The organism is Marinomonas ostreistagni (genome assembly GCF_016461785.1).
GTDB classification, from domain to species: Bacteria; Pseudomonadota; Gammaproteobacteria; order Pseudomonadales; family Marinomonadaceae; genus Marinomonas; species Marinomonas ostreistagni_A.
On record NZ_JAEMUH010000007.1, the window covers coordinates 166,784 to 184,103 of the forward strand.

Here is a 17,320-nt window from a genome sequence, read left to right on the forward strand (position 1 = left end):
ATATTCATTAATGTACAAATTATTATCCTGCGATAAGCACATTCAAAAGACTTTTATATCGTTTAGAATGAATAACAGAGACTTTTGAGACCGACATCAAGCTTTTTTTGATGGCGATATCGCCTTATGAAAAGCATACGTCGCATTTTGAAAAGTCGCCAGCTATCTTGCTCGTTAATTTTTCTTAATAATTAATCGTGCGGTGAGAAGATAGCGCAATAAAAACTATAAACAGATCTTCAACAGACACCACCACTCATAAGGATGAGTTACATGACGAATAGCAAAAAGAGTGAACTGATCACTCGCATTGAAGCAGAGATAAAAGATAACGTAGGTGGTACTACTGCTGCCGACGACATCATCAAACTAGCCCATATATACTTCCAAGATCTGTTGATCGAGGATATGGAGCAAGAGAACATCGATAACCTATACGGCACAGTCATCTGCCTATGGGATTTTATCCAGCAGCGCAACGCCAATACGCCAAAAGTGCGTGTTTACAACCCAAACTTTGAAGAGCATAGCTGGCAATCAACGCACACTGTCGTAGAAGTATTAACGGATGATATGCCATTCATCGTTTCTTCCTTCAACATGGCGCTGGTGCGTTTAAACCACACCATTCATTTTACTGCGCACCCTATCGTCGCTATCGACCGTGCAAAATCTGGCGAATTGACTTCAATCTCTGAGCGCCATGCTAATGGTGCAAACAATGAAGCACTGGTTCGCTTTGAAATCGATAGAATTTCAGACCTAAGCAAAATGGAAGAAATCAAAAGCGCCCTGCTAGATACATTGGAAGATGTAAAACAGTGCGTAAAAGATTGGCCAATTATGAAAGCCAAGCTTGCTGAAGTCATTAAGGCTTCTGAGCAAGTGGCCCACCTGAAAGACAACGATGTCCATCAAGAAAACTTAGACTTCCTACGCTGGGTTGAAAACAACCACTTCACATTTGTCGGGTTCAGAGAGTATGACCTTGTCAAAGAAGGCGAAGAAACACATCTAAAATTCGTTGAAGATTCAGCTCTAGGTACTTTCCGTAAGACGAAAAAAGAAAAGTACGACATTACTTTAAACGATCATTTGGCAAAACTCGCCTATGATCGCGATAATACTTTGGTGCTCACTAAGTCCACAGCCATTTCCACCGTTCACCGTCCAGTACACTTAGACTACCTTGGCATTAAACGTTTTGATAAGAAAGGTAATGTCATTGGTGAATGGCGCTTCTTTGGCTTGTACTCATCAGCAGCATACGTTGCACGCTTGCAAGATGTCCCACTACTTCGTAAGAAGCTTGAAGTACTTGTTGAGCGAATGGATGTTGACCCTAATAGCCATAAAGGTAAAACGCTTAAGCATATTCTTAACAGCTACCCACGTGATGAAATGCTACAAGCACCTGTCGATGAACTATTCCACAGCATCGAAGGCATCCTTGCGATTCAAGAACGTCGTCAGTTGCGCGTATTCTTACGCAAGGACATCTATGGTCGCTTTTTAAGTGCCTTGGTATACGTTCCGCGTGATCGTTATAACACAGAACTGCGTATCAAAATGCAAGACATCCTGATGCAGGCTTGCAACGGGACAAGTGCTGAATTCAACGTACAGTTCTCTCAGCAAGTATTGGCTCGTGTTAACTTCACGATTCAAATCGCTGACCCTGACAATAGCCCTCAAATCGACATGGATGACATCCAGCGTCGCATGCAAGAGGCCATGCTATCTTGGGATGACAAACTGCTTTCTGCACTTCATACCAGCCAGGGTGAAGAGAACGGTAACAAACTCTACAACGAATACGCGCCATACTTTCCAGCAGCCTACCGTGAGGACTTCTCTGCGAACACAGCTGTGTTAGACATTGAACGCCTAAGCGAATTGACTAACGATGGTGATATTTCCACTCATCTTTACCGTCAAGTTGGTCAGTCTAAAAACCATTACTTCTTTAAAGTGTATGGTGCTGGCACAACGTTGGTACTATCAGACGTATTGCCAATCCTTGAATGCATGGGCTTACGTGTACTTGAAGCGCGACCATACGAACTAGATCAGAACGGTGATGGTCAAGCCAACACTTGGGTTGTTGAATTCGCAATTAGCATCAACCCAAGCGTGAACCTTGATAAGAAAGCCTACCGCGATGACTTCCAAGATGCGTTTAACGCTGTCTTCAAACGTCGTATCGAAAACGACCGTTTCAACGCACTAGTATTGGATGCTTCTCTAACGTGGCGTCAAGTGACTATGCTTCGTGCTATTACGAAGTACTTAGTACAACTTCAAGTACCGTTCTCATTGCAGTACATGCAGCAAACATTGGAGAAAAATGCTCCGATTGCTCGCCTGTTGGTGCAATTGTTCGAACAACGCTTTGATCCCGCTCTTGAAGCGAAACGTGAAGATAAAGTGGCGAAGCTTCTAGAAAAAATCGAAGCAGCATTGGACCAAGTGGCTAACTTGGACGAAGACCGCATTTTGAAACACTACCTATCAGTGATTCAAGCCATGCTTCGTACCAACTTCTACCAACCTTCTCCAGAAGGCGAAATCAAAGATTACGTGTCCTTCAAGCTTGACCCTAGCCTGATCCCAGCGGTACCACTACCACGCCCGAAATTCGAAATTTTCGTTTACGCACCATGGGTAGAAGGTGTGCACATGCGTGGCGGAAAAGTCGCTCGTGGTGGTCTACGTTGGTCAGACCGTATGGAAGACTTCCGTACAGAAGTACTTGGTCTTGTTAAAGCGCAAATGGTTAAAAACGCCGTTATCGTACCGGCGGGTGCGAAAGGTGGTTTCGTTGCTAAGCAACTTAAAAAATCCTCTTCTCGTGAGGAAACTCAAGCAGAAGTGGTTCGTTGTTACACCACGTTTATCTCTGGCTTGCTAGATATTACTGATAACTTGGTGAAACAAGAACTTGTACCACCAACTGCAGTAAAACGTTACGACGAAGACGATCCGTACCTAGTGGTTGCAGCCGATAAAGGGACCGCAACATTCTCTGACTTAGCCAACAGCATTTCTGAGAAATACGGTTTCTGGCTAGGAGACGCTTTTGCGTCAGGTGGTTCAAACGGTTACGACCACAAGAAAATGGGTATCACTGCACGTGGTGCTTGGGAGTCTGTTAAGCGTCAATTCCAAGAACTAGGCATTGATTGCCAATCTACAGACTTCACTGCTGTCGGTATTGGTGACATGGCTGGCGACGTATTTGGTAACGGTATGCTGTTATCGAAACACACTCGCCTAGTGGCTGCGTTTAACCACATGCATATTTTCATCGACCCAACACCTGATGCTGCGTCATCGTTTGAAGAGCGTCAACGCCTATTCAATCTGCCACGTTCATCTTGGGAAGATTATAATAAAGAACTGATTTCCAAAGGCGGCGGTATCTTTAGCCGAAGTGCGAAATCTATTCCAATTAACGCTGATATTCGCAAAGCTCTAGACATCGAAGGCAATGTAAAATCCTTAGCGCCAACGGACTTGATTTCCCATATTCTTAAGGCACCGGTTGATTTGCTTTGGAACGGTGGTATCGGTACCTACGTAAAAGCTGAATCAGAAACGCATGCTGATGTAGGCGATAACGGCAACAATGCATTGCGTATTAACGGTAAAGAGCTTCGCTGTAAGATCATTGGTGAAGGCGGTAACTTGGGCTTCACTCAGCGTGGTCGTATTGAGTTCGCTCAAAAAGGTGGCCTTGTTAGCACTGACGCCATCGATAACTCTGCCGGTGTAGACAGCTCTGACCACGAAGTAAACATCAAGATCCTGTTGAACCGTATCGTTGAAAACGGTGACATGACAGAGAAGCAGCGTAATAAGCTACTGGCAGAAATGACAGACGAAGTGGCGCACCTAGTACTGCGTCATAACGAAGGTCAAAGTCACTTGCTATCGCTGGTAAACTCTCGTGCACCAGAGCGTATTGCCGATCACTGGCGCTTAATGTTGTCTTTGGTTCGCGAAGGTCGTTTGAACCGTGAAATTGAGTTCTTGCCAACCGACGCGCAAATGAAAAAACGCATGAGCAAAGGCCAAGGCCTAACGCGCCCAGAGATTTCTGTTCTATTGGCCTACTCTAAGATTAAGTTTGCAGAGCAATTGGTTGATAACGGAATTGGTGAAGATCCAGATTTGCGTGCACAAATCAAAGATTACTTCCCGAAACCGCTTGTGCAACGTTTCTCTGAGCACATGATTGAGCACCCATTGGCACAAGAAATCATTGCCGCACACGTTACCAATAACTTGGGCAACCGTATGGGCTCAACCTTCACGACATACGTGCAGGAAGAAACCAGCGCTTCAGCGTTAAATGTTCTACGTGCCTACATGGCCGCAGAGCAGATGTTTGATATCCCAGCGCTTTGGGATGCGATCAACGAGTTAGACTTTAAAGTGGAAAACAGCCTACAAAATCAGCTGTTTATTCAAATTCAAAGCCTGCTTGAAAAAGTCACTCTTTGGCTCATCCGTAATACTCGTGAAGCACTGGCTATCCAGAAGCTAACCGATACCTACAAACCTGGAATCGATATCATTCGCAGCAACCTTGATGCGGTGTTGACGAAACCAACCAGTGACTACTTGGCTGAAACCAGCCAGCAGTTGCAAGAGCAAAACGTACCGGCTGACATCGCAGATAAGTTATGCGCCCTACCATTCCTATTCTATGGATTGGATGTTATCCGAGTAGCAGCCAATACAGAGAAAGAAGTATTGGATACTGCACAAACTTACTTTGCTCTAGAGATGGATCTTGGTTTGTACTGGCTGCGCCAGAGCATTCGTAAGCTTCCAGCTGACGATATGTGGGAACGCCGTGCCAAAGCAGGTCTTGGGGATGAGGTTGATAACGCTCTGCGAACAATCACTCAAGAAGTTATCCAGTCAAGTATTGAGATTAACGACTTGGAGAAACGTCTTGCGCATTGGCAGGAACTCAACCATGACAATATTAATCACTACCACAGTACATTTAGTGAAATTAAGGCTGAAACAGAGCTGTCGCTATCTATGGTGAGTGTTGCTATTCGCGAATTAAGAAATTTGATATAAACCAGTGAGCGGCTCATTTTGAGCCGCTCTATAATAATGAGGTATTAGCACTGTGACTGAACAAGTAACGAGAGCAACGTTTGACGAAGTTATGGCTCCAAACTACGCACCGGCAGCAATGATCCCGGTCCGTGGTGAAGGCTCTCGCATATGGGATCAGGAAGGTAAAGAGTACATTGACTTTGCAGGCGGTATCGCAGTAACTGCATTAGGTCACTCTCACCCAACATTGGTCAAAACTATGCGTGATCAAGCTGATAAACTGTGGCATTTATCTAACGTATTGACCAACGAACCAGCTTTACGACTAGCAAAGAAACTTACTGAGAAGACTTTTGCTGATCGTGTTTTTCTTGCCAACAGTGGTGGCGAGGCAAACGAGGCTGCATTCAAACTTGCACGACGTTACGCGTTTGATCACTTTGGCCCAGAGAAAAATGAAATCATTTCTTTCTACCAATCTTTCCATGGTAGAACATTATTCACTGTTTCTGTTGGTGGCCAACCAAAATATACGGAAGGCTTTGCACCGGTTCCTGGTGGCATTAAGCACTGCGAATACAACAACATTGAATCTTTGAAAGAAATCATTTCAGACAAGACGTGTGCTGTAGTCATGGAGCCTATTCAGGGTGAAGGCGGTATTATTCCAGCGGATCCTGAATTTGCGAAACAAGTGCGTGCGCTGTGTGATGAACATAAAGCATTGCTTGTGTTTGACGAGGTGCAGTCAGGTGTAGGACGTACAGGTACGCTTTACGCTTATGAACAAACAGGCGTTACGCCAGACATCCTCACAACCGCTAAATCTCTAGGTAACGGCTTCCCTGTGGCAGCCATGCTAGCAACAGAAGAAGTGGCTAAATCTCTTGCGGTCGGTACACATGGTAGCACGTATGGTGGTAACCCTATGGCTGCAGCCATCGCCGAAGCGGTGATTGATATTGTGGATACACCTGAAGTTCTTGAAGGCGTCAAAAAGCGTCATCAGCTTTTTGTCGATGAACTCAATGCCATCAACGAGAAATATCACGCTTTTAAAGAAATTCGTGGCATGGGTATGTTGATGGGTGCTGAGGTCGCTGATGAATTTGCAGGCCATGCAAAAGACTTCTTAACTCACGCCGCTGATGAAGGTCTTTTCGTATTAGTAGCCGGACCTAATGTAGTGCGTTTTGCGCCATCATTAATTATTCCAGAAGCAGATATTAAACAAGGATTTGAACGTTTTGAGCGCGCTGTAGCGAAAACAGTGGCAGCATTACGTAAATAAAGCTTCTCACGCTAACGTAAGCACTTCAAAGGCTGTGATTCATGGGATCACAGCCTTTTTTATTACCCGTCTCCCACTTTCTAGCCCGTTTTTTTGCGTCTAAACTTAGCTCGATTTTTGTCATGAAACTCTAAAGATAATAAGATGATCTGATCAAATAGAAGGATCCTTTTGCCATGCTTCGTGCCAAACTGTTTATACGTGTTTGTTTTTTGATTCTTGCTGCCACGGCACTCTCCGCATGCAGTTCTATACCCAAACATCGCTACACAGTTGATACTGGTACCTTTGCTACCACATCTGAGCAAGTCATCACTCAACGGCTTTTACAACAATACAGAGACTGGCAGCATACTCCCTATGCTTGGGGAGGGATGAGCAAACAAGGCGTTGATTGCTCTGGTCTAGTCTACTTAACTTTCCAACAGCAATTCGGCACACTACTGCCAAGGACAACTGAGCAACAAGCTCAATCAGGTGACTATATAGATTTACAGCAGTTAGCACCTGGCGATTTGGTCTTTTTTAAAACCGCCTCCAAAGTCCGCCATGTAGGTATTTACGTCGAGCAAGGCAAGTTCTTACACGCATCGACTTCGAAAGGTGTCATTCTTTCGAGGTTAGACAACGTCTACTGGAAAAAGCATTTTTGGCACGCACGTCGCATACGCTAAGAGTGTTTTAACTTTTTGATTACATACACGTAGTAAAGCTATGTTTATCTATTTATTTGCAAGATCCTTAGGGCAAGCGCGTTGTCGAACCCTTCGAGCTAGTTTAAGCTCTAGCATGAATTAGTAAATATTCATTCAGATCAATGTCCTGCTGCGATCCACTCAACCTCTGACAGAGAGAGATAAACTGTGTTTTTATCCTTTTTCCCGAAACCCAAACTGTTCTTTTTGACCTTTGCCCTCTGGGCACTTGCTTGTGTCATTAGTTGGTACACCTTTGGTCAGGATCTGGGCTCAAGCCTCAGTCTAGGCCAATTCTTTGGCGTGGATTTCCCTACTCCATTGGCAGAAGGGGCTGAGCAAGCAGCACAAATGGCTTATCAAGAGTCCTACGGGTTTGCCAGTGACGTTTGGCTCTACCAATACATGTTCGTGTGCTATGCACTCTTCGTCGGCGCTTGGATGGTGTACGGCGGACAAAAGTGGGCAAAGTGGTCTGTTATGGGATCGGCGCTGATTGTGTTCATTACTTGGTTCCAAGTACAAGTCAGCGTCATGATCAACGAATGGTACGGTAGCTTCTATGACTTGATTCAAAAGGCCCTCACCGCGCCCAACACCATCACTCTTGGCGAGTTCTACGGCCAGCTTGTTACCTTTGCCACCATAGCGCTGGTTGCCATCACCGTGGCAGTGTTTAATAACTTCTTTGTTAGTCACTACGTTTTCCGCTGGCGTACTGCCATGAATAACTACTACACGTCGATCTGGCCTAAAGTGCGTCATATCGAAGGGGCATCGCAGCGTATTCAAGAAGACACCATGCGCTTCGCCAGCATTGTCGAAAGTCTTGGCGTACGCTTCTTAGATTCGATCATGACCTTGTTAGCATTCTTGCCGGTTTTGTGGGGACTGTCTGGCTATGTCACTGAGCTACCATTAATTGGTGAAGTACCTCAGGCACTAGTATTTGTTGCCATTCTTTGGTCGATTATAGGTACCGTTTTGCTTGCAACCGCAGGGATTAAACTGCCTGGTCTTGAGTTCAAAAACCAAAAAGTCGAAGCCGCTTACCGAAAAGAACTTGTTTACGGGGAAGACTACGCCGACCGTGCCGAACCAGTAAAATTGGCAGAACTGTTTGATAACGTCCGAAAAAACTACTTCCGCCTATACTTCCATTACCTATATTTTAACGTCGTGCGCTACGGTTACCTGCAAGCGGGTGTGCTGGTGCCGCTGATTGCACTTGGCCCATCGATTGTTGCCGGTGCCTTCACATTGGGCGTGATGCAACGTATCTCCAATGCCTTTAATCAGGTCGAAAGCTCTTTCCAGTTCCTAGTGAATTCTTGGACCACTATTGTTGAGTTGCTTTCCATCTACAAACGTCTTAAAGCGTTTGAATCCGCCATTGCTGAAGTGCCGGACGACATACTAGAAGACAAGATCTCTTCTTGATTTTCAAATAGGGCGCCCACTTAAATATTTCATTTTCTAAGTAAACGCCTTATTTTTTCTCGCATTTGCCAGTGCTATGATTATCCGAATTATGAATGAACGGCTGCCCCCTATCACATTGGCCGTTGCTTGGAGACACGAATGAAAAAAGTATTTATCGACGGTGAAACCGGTACCACAGGCCTGCAGGTACGCGAACGTCTAGTAAACCATCCTGAAATTGAAGTCATCAGCATTGATGAAGCTAAAAAACGCGATGTGGAAGAAAAGCGTCGTCTGATGAAAGAAGCAGATGTGACGGTTCTTTGTTTGCCTGATGAAGCCGCTAAAGACACTGTTGCATTGGCGAAAGAAGAAGGTTGCCGCGTTTTAGATGCAAGCTCTGTTCACCGTGTGGCAGAAGGCTGGGTATACGGCCTTGCTGAACTCGATGCTAGCCAACGTGAGCAAATCCAAGAAGCACAATTTGTTTCTAACCCAGGCTGCTACCCAACGGGCATTATCTTGCTACTCAAGCCACTGGTTGAACAAGGTTTGCTAGCAAAAGATGGCCACTACACCGTGAATGCGATTTCTGGTTACACAGGTGGTGGTAAGCAACTGATCGAAAAGTACGAAGGCAACCCAGATGCTGCAACTTACGGCACTTACGGTCTAAACTTCAAGCACAAGCACCTTCCTGAAATCCAAAAATGGTCACAGCTAGATAACACGCCTATCTTTATCCCAAGTGTTGGTAACTTCGCACAAGGCATGTTGATTAGCATTCCTGTTACATTATCAGGCGCTATGACTGGTGAGAAACTTCACGCTGCCCTCGCTTCAACTTACGAAGAAGAAGACTTCGTGACGGTTCATCCATTCAATGAAGTAAAAGACAGTCATACACCTTTCCTAACACCTCATGGCTTGGAAAACACAAACCAAGTAGAGCTCGCTGTGTTCGCTTCAGAAGACGGCCAATCTGTTGTGCTATCTGCGAAGCTTGATAACCTTGGCAAAGGCGCTTCAGGTGCGGCAGTGCAAAACTTGAACCTGATGCTTGGTTGTGCAGAAGATACGGCTGTTGTTCTGTAACAATCAACCGTTGTAAACAGACTAGAAAGCCCATGATCTTATGCTCATGGGCTTTTTTATGAGAAGTTCAATATGCCAGAGAGTTAATTTCTGGCAATCGCCATACGACGAGCAGATACCACCCCTTTTCGCACACCAACCTCTGGGGCAATGGTAAACAGGTCACCATTTAATCCCGTTAGTTGCCTCGGCACATGGGCCTCCTTGGCAATCTGAGCATTTGCTGCCATATGCTCAGGCTCACCATGGGTTGGGATAGCCACTTGCGGTCTCACCCAATCGTACATTGCCGTCAGTTCATCCGCATAAGGATGGCCACTCACATGAATGGGCTGATCAATATCGTGGCTTTGTAACGTTCGAATCCCTTGAGCTTTAAAAGCGTTCACCAACCGCTCAATGGCCATCTCATTGCCAGGAATAATCATGGCACTAAACAACACCAAGTCGCCTTTTTCTAGGGTCAAATCAAAGCAGTCATCACGAGCCAAACGGTTTAACATGGCTCTCGGCTCACCTTGACTGCCTGTAGCAACTGCCAACACTTCATTTACTGGAAGGTAGCCCAAATGACTCGAATCAATCAGCGGCGCATCCTCTGGCCAATAACCGGCTACACGCGCAGCACTGACCATATTTTGTAAGGAGCGCCCGATTAAAGCTAGATAACGTCCCGTTTCTTTAGCGATATTCGCAAGTGATACTAGGCGGGCAATGTTGCTACTAAAGCAGCCTACAACCACTCGCCCTGATTCGCCCTTAATCACCTCTAACAAAGCTTTATAACAGTCGTACTCCGACACTGAATGGCCTGGCTTCAACGCATTCGTCGAGTCACAGACCAATGCTTGTACATTACGTTGTCGTAATGTGGTTAACACCGCTGGAGAGAAGCGTTCGCCAATCACGGGACTGTGATCAATCTTCCAGTCGCCCGTATGGAATACATTGCCTGCAGGCGTTTCAATCATCAAACCACTCGGTTCCGGAATCGAGTGGGTCAGTGTTACCCATTGCAACTCAAAACATCCCACTCGAAACTGACTGCCCATACTCAATTCATGTATTTCAACTTCCCCTAATAAGCCGACCTGCGCTAGTTTTCGACGCAAGATTTCAGCGGTAAAAGGGGTACAATAAACTGGCGCTTGGAAGCGGCGCCAAAGAAAAGGTAATGCACCAATGTGGTCTTCATGGGCATGAGTAATAACAATGCCGGCTAAGCGGTGTCGCTGCTGTGCGATAAAGCTGGGATCGGCGCATACTAACTCATGAGTGCGGGCGCTATTTTCATCAATTGGCTCATTAAACGAGACACCACAATCGACCATCAACCACTGACCATCATGACCGTATAAATTCAGATTCATCCCTATCTCACCTGTGCCCCCTAAGGGTAAAAACCACAGATCATTTCGCGTTGGCACCAACAACTCCACACATCTCTCCTTCTCGTGTAACCCTACTTATTTTACGCGATTCAAATTGAACTTAGTTCATGAGATCACTATATTAATGCAATAAATGTTCAAGTTGCTCGACTACTATGTTGGCGAAGCGGAGTTGTGCCATAGCCTCGTTACATATTATGAAAGCTAGATAAGGGATTTAGCATGCTTAATATAACGGTTTGGGGACTCTCACTCGGACAAGCTCTACTCATCACAGGCAATATATTGTTAGTGTCTGTGACAGCATTAATTGGACAAAGTTTAGCGCCGAGCTTCAGCTTAGCCACGCTTCCAGTTGCTCTACAATTTATTGGCTTAATGGGCGTCACCTTGCCAGCTGCTCTACTAATGGGCTGGTTTGGTCGTAAGAAAGGCTTCTTAATTGGCAACCTTATTGGCGTATTCGGAGCTTTTCTTGCTTACTATGGTGTGAAACATGGCATGTTTCCGCTCTTTTGCTGCGCCACATTTCTGTTGGGTATGGCTATCGGCATTGGCCAACAATACCGATTTGCGGCAACCGAGAACGTTGCTAAAGAAAAAGCACCTCAAGCCATCAGTATGATCATGGGCGCAGGTGTGATCGCTGCGATTCTAGGCCCAAACATGGCGATATGGTTTGAGCATTGGGCGCCTGACACCCAATATCTTGGGGCCTTTGTGGCATTGATTGCACTGTATGTTGCAAATACCGTTCTGATTGCACTACTTCCGTTAAAGCCACCTAGCGAACAAGAGCGCCAAGGCACGCCTAGGCCTTATCGTGCGTTGTTACAGCAGCCGGATCTGATGGGTGCCATCATTGCCGGCTCTATTGGCTACGCCGTGATGGTTCTTATTATGACAGCTACACCTCTTGCCATGCAGGCTTGCGGCTTTAACTTTGGTAGTACTGCCTCTGTTATCCAATGGCATGTATTAGGTATGTTCTTACCCTCTTTCTTCACTGGTCGTTTGATTATGAAATTCGGTACTTACCGAATTATTCAACTGGGCTGCCTCATGCTGCTTGGTTGTATTTTCTTGAATCAATTTGGTGTGTCTTACTGGCACTTCTTCAGTGCTTTAGTCTTATTAGGGATTGGCTGGAACTTTACCTTCATCGGAGCCACAGCGCTGCTAACCAAAACTTACGAGCCAATAGATAAAGCACGAGTTCAGGGGCTCAATGATTTGGTCGTTTTCACCAGCGCTGCGGCAGCCAGCCTGCTTTCTGGTTACTGGCATTCTATTTTTGGCTGGGAAATATTAAACCTACTGATGATACCAGCGGTTATGTTGGCCATGTTCACACTGATGTCGAGTCAAAAACGTGCGGTGATCATTGCCAATCGTGCCGCTTTGTAAGCAAAATTTGACTCAGCGCTAAAATCCATGACAATGAGGGTTATTCATTCTTAGCAAGGACTTTTATTGTCATGGGTATTTTCTCAAGCATCGCCAATCTATTTTCTGGTTCAGGCACTGATAATAGCGCACCAGCAGCCGATCCAGTCGAGCACAATGGCTTCACCATTACCCCTACGCCACAGTCTGATCAAGGCCAATATCGTGTCTGCGCCATCATCACAAAAGGCGAAGGCGAAACACAAAAGCAGCACAATTTTATTCGTTCAGACCTTGTTGCCAGCCGTGATGAGTGCATTGAGTTAACCGTTCGCAAAGCCAAAATGACCATTGATCAAATGGGCGAGCAGATCTTCTAGGAGCGATGTGTGCTGACTTGGCAACATTTACACAGTAAACAGGATTTACTTGGCTCGCCTTTCATTGCGCACACATTTGCTTTTCAAGGTGTGGCGACTCAAGTCGTCACCACATTGGTGGAATATAAGACTCGCACACCGAAAGAACGCGCCATCTTATATCTGCACGGTTATACCGATTACTTCTTTCAAGCCGATCTAGCACGACACTTCGATGAACAAGAATGGCAATTTTACGCACTCGATCTTCAGGGCTATGGCCGCTCTATTCGTCCCAATAGTCGCCCTAATTGGTGTGAGAACATGGCGCAATATCATGATGACTTGCGCATCGCACTGTGTGAATTAAGACAGAGAGGAATTGAGGAAGTGGTGCTGTTGGCGCATTCCACAGGTGGATTGATCGCCTCGCATTTCCTAGCCCATCTTGCAAGAAATAACACAGCCGACTCAGCGCTTGATATGACAAAGGTCACTGGGCTTATTTTGAACAGTCCTTTTCTAGCCTTACCCTTTTCTCCTGAGGTGACCAAACGTGTCAGTTGGCCTATTTGGCTCACTGTCTCACTACTGCCGTTTCATTCCATTCGAGAAAAAGACATCAGCTTGTACGCTAGAACATTGCACAAGCACTTCTGTGGTGAATGGGAATATCGTCTAGACTGGAAGCCAGCCAAAGGCTTTCCATTGTCCTTTAATTGGCTCAAACAAATTCTATTGGCACAAAAACAAGTAAAACAGTTGGGACTCGCGTTACCCACATTGATGTGCTGCTCAAACACTACCACCCGTCACGAACGCGACCTAGAGCGTATAAAGCAAGGGGATGGTGTACTGGATGTGGAAAGCATGACTCTTGCTGCGCAAAAGACCTTTAAAGATTTGCACATCGAACGCATCGAAGGGGGGTTCCATGACCTATACTTATCCCCCACTCCATCACGCCAACACTATCTGGCCTCCATAGATAAGTGGTTAGAGTCGCATCTCTAACCCCAATGTTTCACACTAGTTACCACGTGAAATCATGATTCGATCAAGCAAACAAGTCGGTAACAAGCGACGCATCCATCCAGCCGCATAGGTAGGCCAAGTTACATAATAGCGTGGCTTAGGTTTTGTGGAAGACAACGCGTGCAATAACTTATCCACCACGGCTCCCGCATGAAGTGTACCACTTGACGCTGGGCCGACTCGCTCTAATCGAGACACCGCATCCTGATATCCTTTTTGATGGCGGCTCGACTCAATATCGATATGAGCTTTTAAGGCTTTTAAAGCATTTGCCCGAAAACGACTTTCGATAGGGCCCGGCTCTATAGTGCTGATTTTGATCGGTGTATCACTCAGCTCCATTCGCATGGTATCTGTCAAACCTTCTAAAGCAAATTTACTCGCATTGTAGGCACCACGAAATGGAGCAGCGACCAAACCTAATACAGAGCTATTCTGCACAATACGCCCGTATCCCTGAGCTAACATGACTTTAACGACTCGGGTTGTTAAATCATGCGTACCAAAGACATTGCTCTCAAATTGTTGTCGTAAGGCAGCAACAGGTAAATCCTCTACGGCACCGGGCTGTCCATAAGCGCCATTATTAAACAGAGCAAATAGACTACCTCCAGTAATTTCCAAGGTTTGCGCTAAGCCCCGCTCAATCGACTCGGGATCAGTTAGATCAAGCTGCACAGCATGCTTAATGCCTAACTTTCGTATACGGTCAACATCTTCTTGTTTACGGCAACTAGCAATGACTTGAAAGTTCTTTGTTTGGAGCGTTAGCGCAGCATTTAAACCGATACCACTGCTGCATCCTGTAATTAAAATTGAATAACGCATTGTTTCTTCCAAATGACAGTAAAAAAATATGATCAATGAGAATAGAAAAGCATTAACGCTATGCCAAATAATACTAATGAGAATGAATAAAATTTGACGCACATCAGTCTAAAAATTTAACCATGCATTCATAATTCCTGCTTATCGAAATCAAGGAGGAATCCAATGAAGTTAACCAATATAAAAGTCAGTCGCAAGCTTTGGGGCTTGATTGCGATTCTGGTAAGTTTGCTTGTTATTTTTGAGTTTAATGCGTATTACACTCAATATCATGAAGCGCTTGATGCTCGAAAACTTCAAGTAAAAGAGCAAGTTGATAATGCTTACTCCTTAGTTAAATTTTATCACGATCAATCCTCTGTCCTAGGTGAAAAAGAAGCTAAAGAAAGAGCACTGCAAGCGGTCGCTGCACTACGCTATGGTGATGGTGGTTATTTCTGGGTCAACGATTACCAACATAAACTACTAATGCACCCTCTAAAGCCTCAGCTTAATGGTTCTGACGTAACCAATAAAACGGATGCAAGTGGTAACTATCATTGGCAAGCAATGGTGACAACCGTTAAGCAACAAGGGGAAGGCTTTGTTGAATACACATACAAAGGCCCACAAGTCGACACACCTGAGGATAAAGTCTCTTACGTAAAAGGTCTAAAGGACTGGGGCTGGATTATCGGTTCTGGTGTCTTTTATACCGATGTTAAAGCGGCATTTTGGTCTAATGTTCAAGTCTCTGCCATTATCGAAACCCTTTTAGTATTAGCAGCCTTGACGGCAAGCTGCTTTGTGGTTCGCAGCATTGTTCGACCATTAAAAGTTGTCACTGCTCACCTTCAAACCGTTGCAAGCGGCGACATGACACAGCACCTAGAGTTGAATCGCAAAGATGAACTAGGCATCTTAGCAGACTCCGCAAACCAGATGTCTTTAGCGCTGGGAAATACTTTAGGTAGTGTGTCAAACGCCATTCAAGAGCTGCAAGCGGTATCGTTACAAATGCGTACCAATACTGCTAATACCAAAGGTGGTATGGACGCTCAATTTAACGAAGTAGAAAAACTTGCTACAGCCATGAATGAAATGTCTTACTCTATTCGCGATGTGGCTAACAATGCGAAAGACACTGCAAGTGCAACCCAAGTGGTTCAAGAAACTACCCGATCATCTAGCAAAGATCTCAGTGAGACCAATCAGAACATTCAAACACTGACGCATCATGTTGAAGGTGCTAATACCGTTATCATTGAGTTGTTAAGCCAAACCCAAGAAATTGAATCAGTCTTAAGCGTCATTGGCGATATTTCAGAGCAGACTAACTTGCTTGCCTTAAACGCCGCCATTGAAGCTGCACGTGCTGGTGAGCAAGGCCGAGGATTTGCCGTGGTGGCTGATGAGGTTCGTACTCTTGCTAGCCGCACACAAAGCTCCACTGTAGAAATCCGTAACATCATTGAGAAGCTGCAACAACAGTCTTCTAATGCCTCGCAATCTATGGCGACCAGTACAGAGCAAGCTGAAAAAGGCGCTGAGCGCATGAGAAATGCAGCAGATAACTTAGCTCGAATGCTGCAGCAAGTGGATGAAGTTTCCGACAGTAGTGTTCAGATTGCTTCGGCGGCAGAGCAACAAGGCCAAGTTGCCGAAGAGATTAACAGCAACCTAATGGGTATCCGTGAAGTCTCTGAACGCGTTTTGCAAGAGTCAGAAGAAGTGGCGCAAGGATCTGAAATGATCGCTAAAATGGCTGATGCCCTACGTGTACAAATCAATCAATTCCGTTTTAATTAATATTGTTTTTAAGCCAAGATATTAGTTAAAGCGATCATCTACAAAAAAGGCGAGCCTCCTAAGGGGCTCGCCTTTTCTATATTTAACAATAAAGTGCTTACATAAAAAGTCTAGATTATAGACCCAATGCTTTCGCGTGATGAACGAGGTGGTCATCAATAAAGCTAGAGATAAAGAAGTAACTGTGATCGTAGCCAGACTGACGACGTAGCGTCAGTTCATGACCTGCTTTTTCACAGGCTTGCTCAAGCGCTTCTGGCTTAAGTTGCTCTTCTAGGAAGTTATCCGCTTCACCTTGGTCAACCAATAACGGTAGACGCTCTTGAGAAATCGCGATCAACTCACAGGTATCCCACGCTTTCCACGCTTCACGATCATCACCTAAGTAACCGGTGAAGGCTTTCTCGCCCCAAGGACACTGCGTTGGATTTGTGATCGGCGCAAACGCTGACACAGATTGGTAACGACCTGGATTTTTAAGCGCACAAATTAGCGCGCCGTGACCGCCCATAGAGTGACCAGAGATAGAACGCTTATCCGTGACTGGGAAGTGCTCTTCTACCAATGTTGGCAACTCTTTTACCACATAGTCGTACATGTGGTAAGTGTTTGAGTATGGCACCACCGTTGCGTTCACATAGAAACCTGCACCAGAGCCAAAGTCGTAGCTTTCATGCTCTGCTGGGTAATCGGTACCACGCGGACTCGTGTCAGGCATTACAATCGCAAGACCGAGTTCCGCTGCTTTCTTAAACGCACCAGCTTTCTGTGAGAAGTTCTCATCCGTGCAAGTCAAACCTGACAACCAGTACAACACAGGTACATTTTCGCTCTCAGCTTGTGCTGGCAAAAAGATGGCAAATACCATGTCACCTTTTACAGACAAACTTTCGTGACGGTAGCGTTTCAACCAACCGCCGCTTACTTTCGTGCTCGATAAAAGTTCCATAA

The 17,320-nt window shown here is 45.4% G+C and carries 12 protein-coding genes; 9 read left to right on the top strand and 3 right to left on the bottom strand.

The genetic code is table 11. The annotated features are described in order from the left end of the window. Positions 1 to 273 precede the first annotated feature (273 nt). From JHD44_RS09205 to argC, 5 genes are all read left to right on the top strand, one after another. Entirely contained in the window at positions 274 to 5,097 is a 4,824-nt protein-coding gene (locus JHD44_RS09205; protein ID WP_199462462.1) for an NAD-glutamate dehydrogenase, read from the top strand. A 52-nt stretch (positions 5,098 to 5,149) separates the two neighbouring features. Next, positions 5,150 to 6,370 carry an aspartate aminotransferase family protein gene (locus JHD44_RS09210; protein WP_199462463.1) on the top strand — a complete coding sequence of 407 codons (1,221 nt, stop codon included), beginning with the start codon at positions 5,150 to 5,152 and terminating at the stop codon, positions 6,368 to 6,370. Between the two features lie 176 nt (positions 6,371 to 6,546). Continuing rightward, positions 6,547 to 7,044 carry an NlpC/P60 family protein gene (locus tag JHD44_RS09215; RefSeq protein ID WP_233401944.1) on the top strand — a complete coding sequence of 166 codons (498 nt, stop codon included), beginning with the start codon at positions 6,547 to 6,549 and terminating at the stop codon, positions 7,042 to 7,044. 189 nt (positions 7,045 to 7,233) lie between these two features. Continuing rightward, entirely contained in the window at positions 7,234 to 8,505 is a 1,272-nt protein-coding gene (sbmA, locus tag JHD44_RS09220) for a peptide antibiotic transporter SbmA (RefSeq protein ID WP_199462464.1), read from the top strand. A gap of 141 nt (positions 8,506 to 8,646) precedes the next feature. Further along, the gene (gene argC / locus JHD44_RS09225) at positions 8,647 to 9,582 is read left to right on the top strand and encodes an N-acetyl-gamma-glutamyl-phosphate reductase (RefSeq protein WP_199462465.1); all 936 of its coding nucleotides are present in this window, start codon (positions 8,647 to 8,649) and stop codon (positions 9,580 to 9,582) included. Between the two features lie 83 nt (positions 9,583 to 9,665). Here argC and JHD44_RS09230 read toward each other — a convergent pair whose 3' ends face one another. Next, positions 9,666 to 11,021 carry a ribonuclease J gene (locus JHD44_RS09230; RefSeq protein WP_199462466.1) on the bottom strand — a complete coding sequence of 452 codons (1,356 nt, stop codon included), beginning with the start codon at positions 11,019 to 11,021 and terminating at the stop codon, positions 9,666 to 9,668. A gap of 174 nt (positions 11,022 to 11,195) precedes the next feature. On the opposite strand from JHD44_RS09230, the gene JHD44_RS09235 reads away from it, so the two are divergent. From JHD44_RS09235 to JHD44_RS09245, 3 genes are all read left to right on the top strand, one after another. Continuing rightward, positions 11,196 to 12,380 (top strand): MFS transporter, encoded by a 1,185-nt coding sequence (locus JHD44_RS09235; RefSeq protein WP_199462467.1) that lies wholly within the window; start codon positions 11,196 to 11,198, stop codon positions 12,378 to 12,380. Between the two features lie 71 nt (positions 12,381 to 12,451). Next, a complete protein-coding gene (locus JHD44_RS09240) occupies positions 12,452 to 12,739 on the top strand; it encodes an HlyU family transcriptional regulator (RefSeq protein WP_199462468.1) in 288 nt (95 codons plus the stop codon). A gap of 9 nt (positions 12,740 to 12,748) precedes the next feature. Then, on the top strand, positions 12,749 to 13,732 hold the full coding sequence (locus JHD44_RS09245; RefSeq protein ID WP_199462469.1) for an alpha/beta hydrolase: 984 nt from the start codon (positions 12,749 to 12,751) through the stop codon (positions 13,730 to 13,732). Between the two features lie 15 nt (positions 13,733 to 13,747). Here the strand turns inward: JHD44_RS09245 and JHD44_RS09250 are convergent, their stop codons facing one another. Continuing rightward, entirely contained in the window at positions 13,748 to 14,581 is an 834-nt protein-coding gene (locus tag JHD44_RS09250; RefSeq protein ID WP_199462470.1) for an SDR family NAD(P)-dependent oxidoreductase, read from the bottom strand. A 165-nt stretch (positions 14,582 to 14,746) separates the two neighbouring features. Here JHD44_RS09250 and JHD44_RS09255 point away from each other — a divergent pair, with 165 nt between their 5' ends. Beyond that, positions 14,747 to 16,369 carry a methyl-accepting chemotaxis protein gene (locus tag JHD44_RS09255; protein ID WP_199462471.1) on the top strand — a complete coding sequence of 541 codons (1,623 nt, stop codon included), beginning with the start codon at positions 14,747 to 14,749 and terminating at the stop codon, positions 16,367 to 16,369. A 115-nt stretch (positions 16,370 to 16,484) separates the two neighbouring features. Here the strand turns inward: JHD44_RS09255 and fghA are convergent, their stop codons facing one another. Further along, positions 16,485 to 17,318: an S-formylglutathione hydrolase gene (fghA, locus tag JHD44_RS09260; RefSeq protein WP_199462472.1), complete on the bottom strand. Its 834-nt coding sequence runs from the start codon at positions 17,316 to 17,318 to the stop codon at positions 16,485 to 16,487. Between the last annotated feature and the right edge of the window lie 2 nt (positions 17,319 to 17,320).

Coding starts and splice junctions, on each gene's coding strand:
- JHD44_RS09205 (WP_199462462.1), top strand. CDS start 274: ATGACGAATAGCAAAAAGAGTGAACTGATCACTCGCATTGAAGCAGAG.
- fghA (WP_199462472.1), bottom strand. CDS start 17,318: ATGGAACTTTTATCGAGCACGAAAGTAAGCGGCGGTTGGTTGAAACGC.
- JHD44_RS09250 (WP_199462470.1), bottom strand. CDS start 14,581: ATGCGTTATTCAATTTTAATTACAGGATGCAGCAGTGGTATCGGTTTA.
- argC (WP_199462465.1), top strand. CDS start 8,647: ATGAAAAAAGTATTTATCGACGGTGAAACCGGTACCACAGGCCTGCAG.
- JHD44_RS09235 (WP_199462467.1), top strand. CDS start 11,196: ATGCTTAATATAACGGTTTGGGGACTCTCACTCGGACAAGCTCTACTC.
- JHD44_RS09255 (WP_199462471.1), top strand. CDS start 14,747: ATGAAGTTAACCAATATAAAAGTCAGTCGCAAGCTTTGGGGCTTGATT.
- JHD44_RS09240 (WP_199462468.1), top strand. CDS start 12,452: ATGGGTATTTTCTCAAGCATCGCCAATCTATTTTCTGGTTCAGGCACT.
- JHD44_RS09215 (WP_233401944.1), top strand. CDS start 6,547: ATGCTTCGTGCCAAACTGTTTATACGTGTTTGTTTTTTGATTCTTGCT.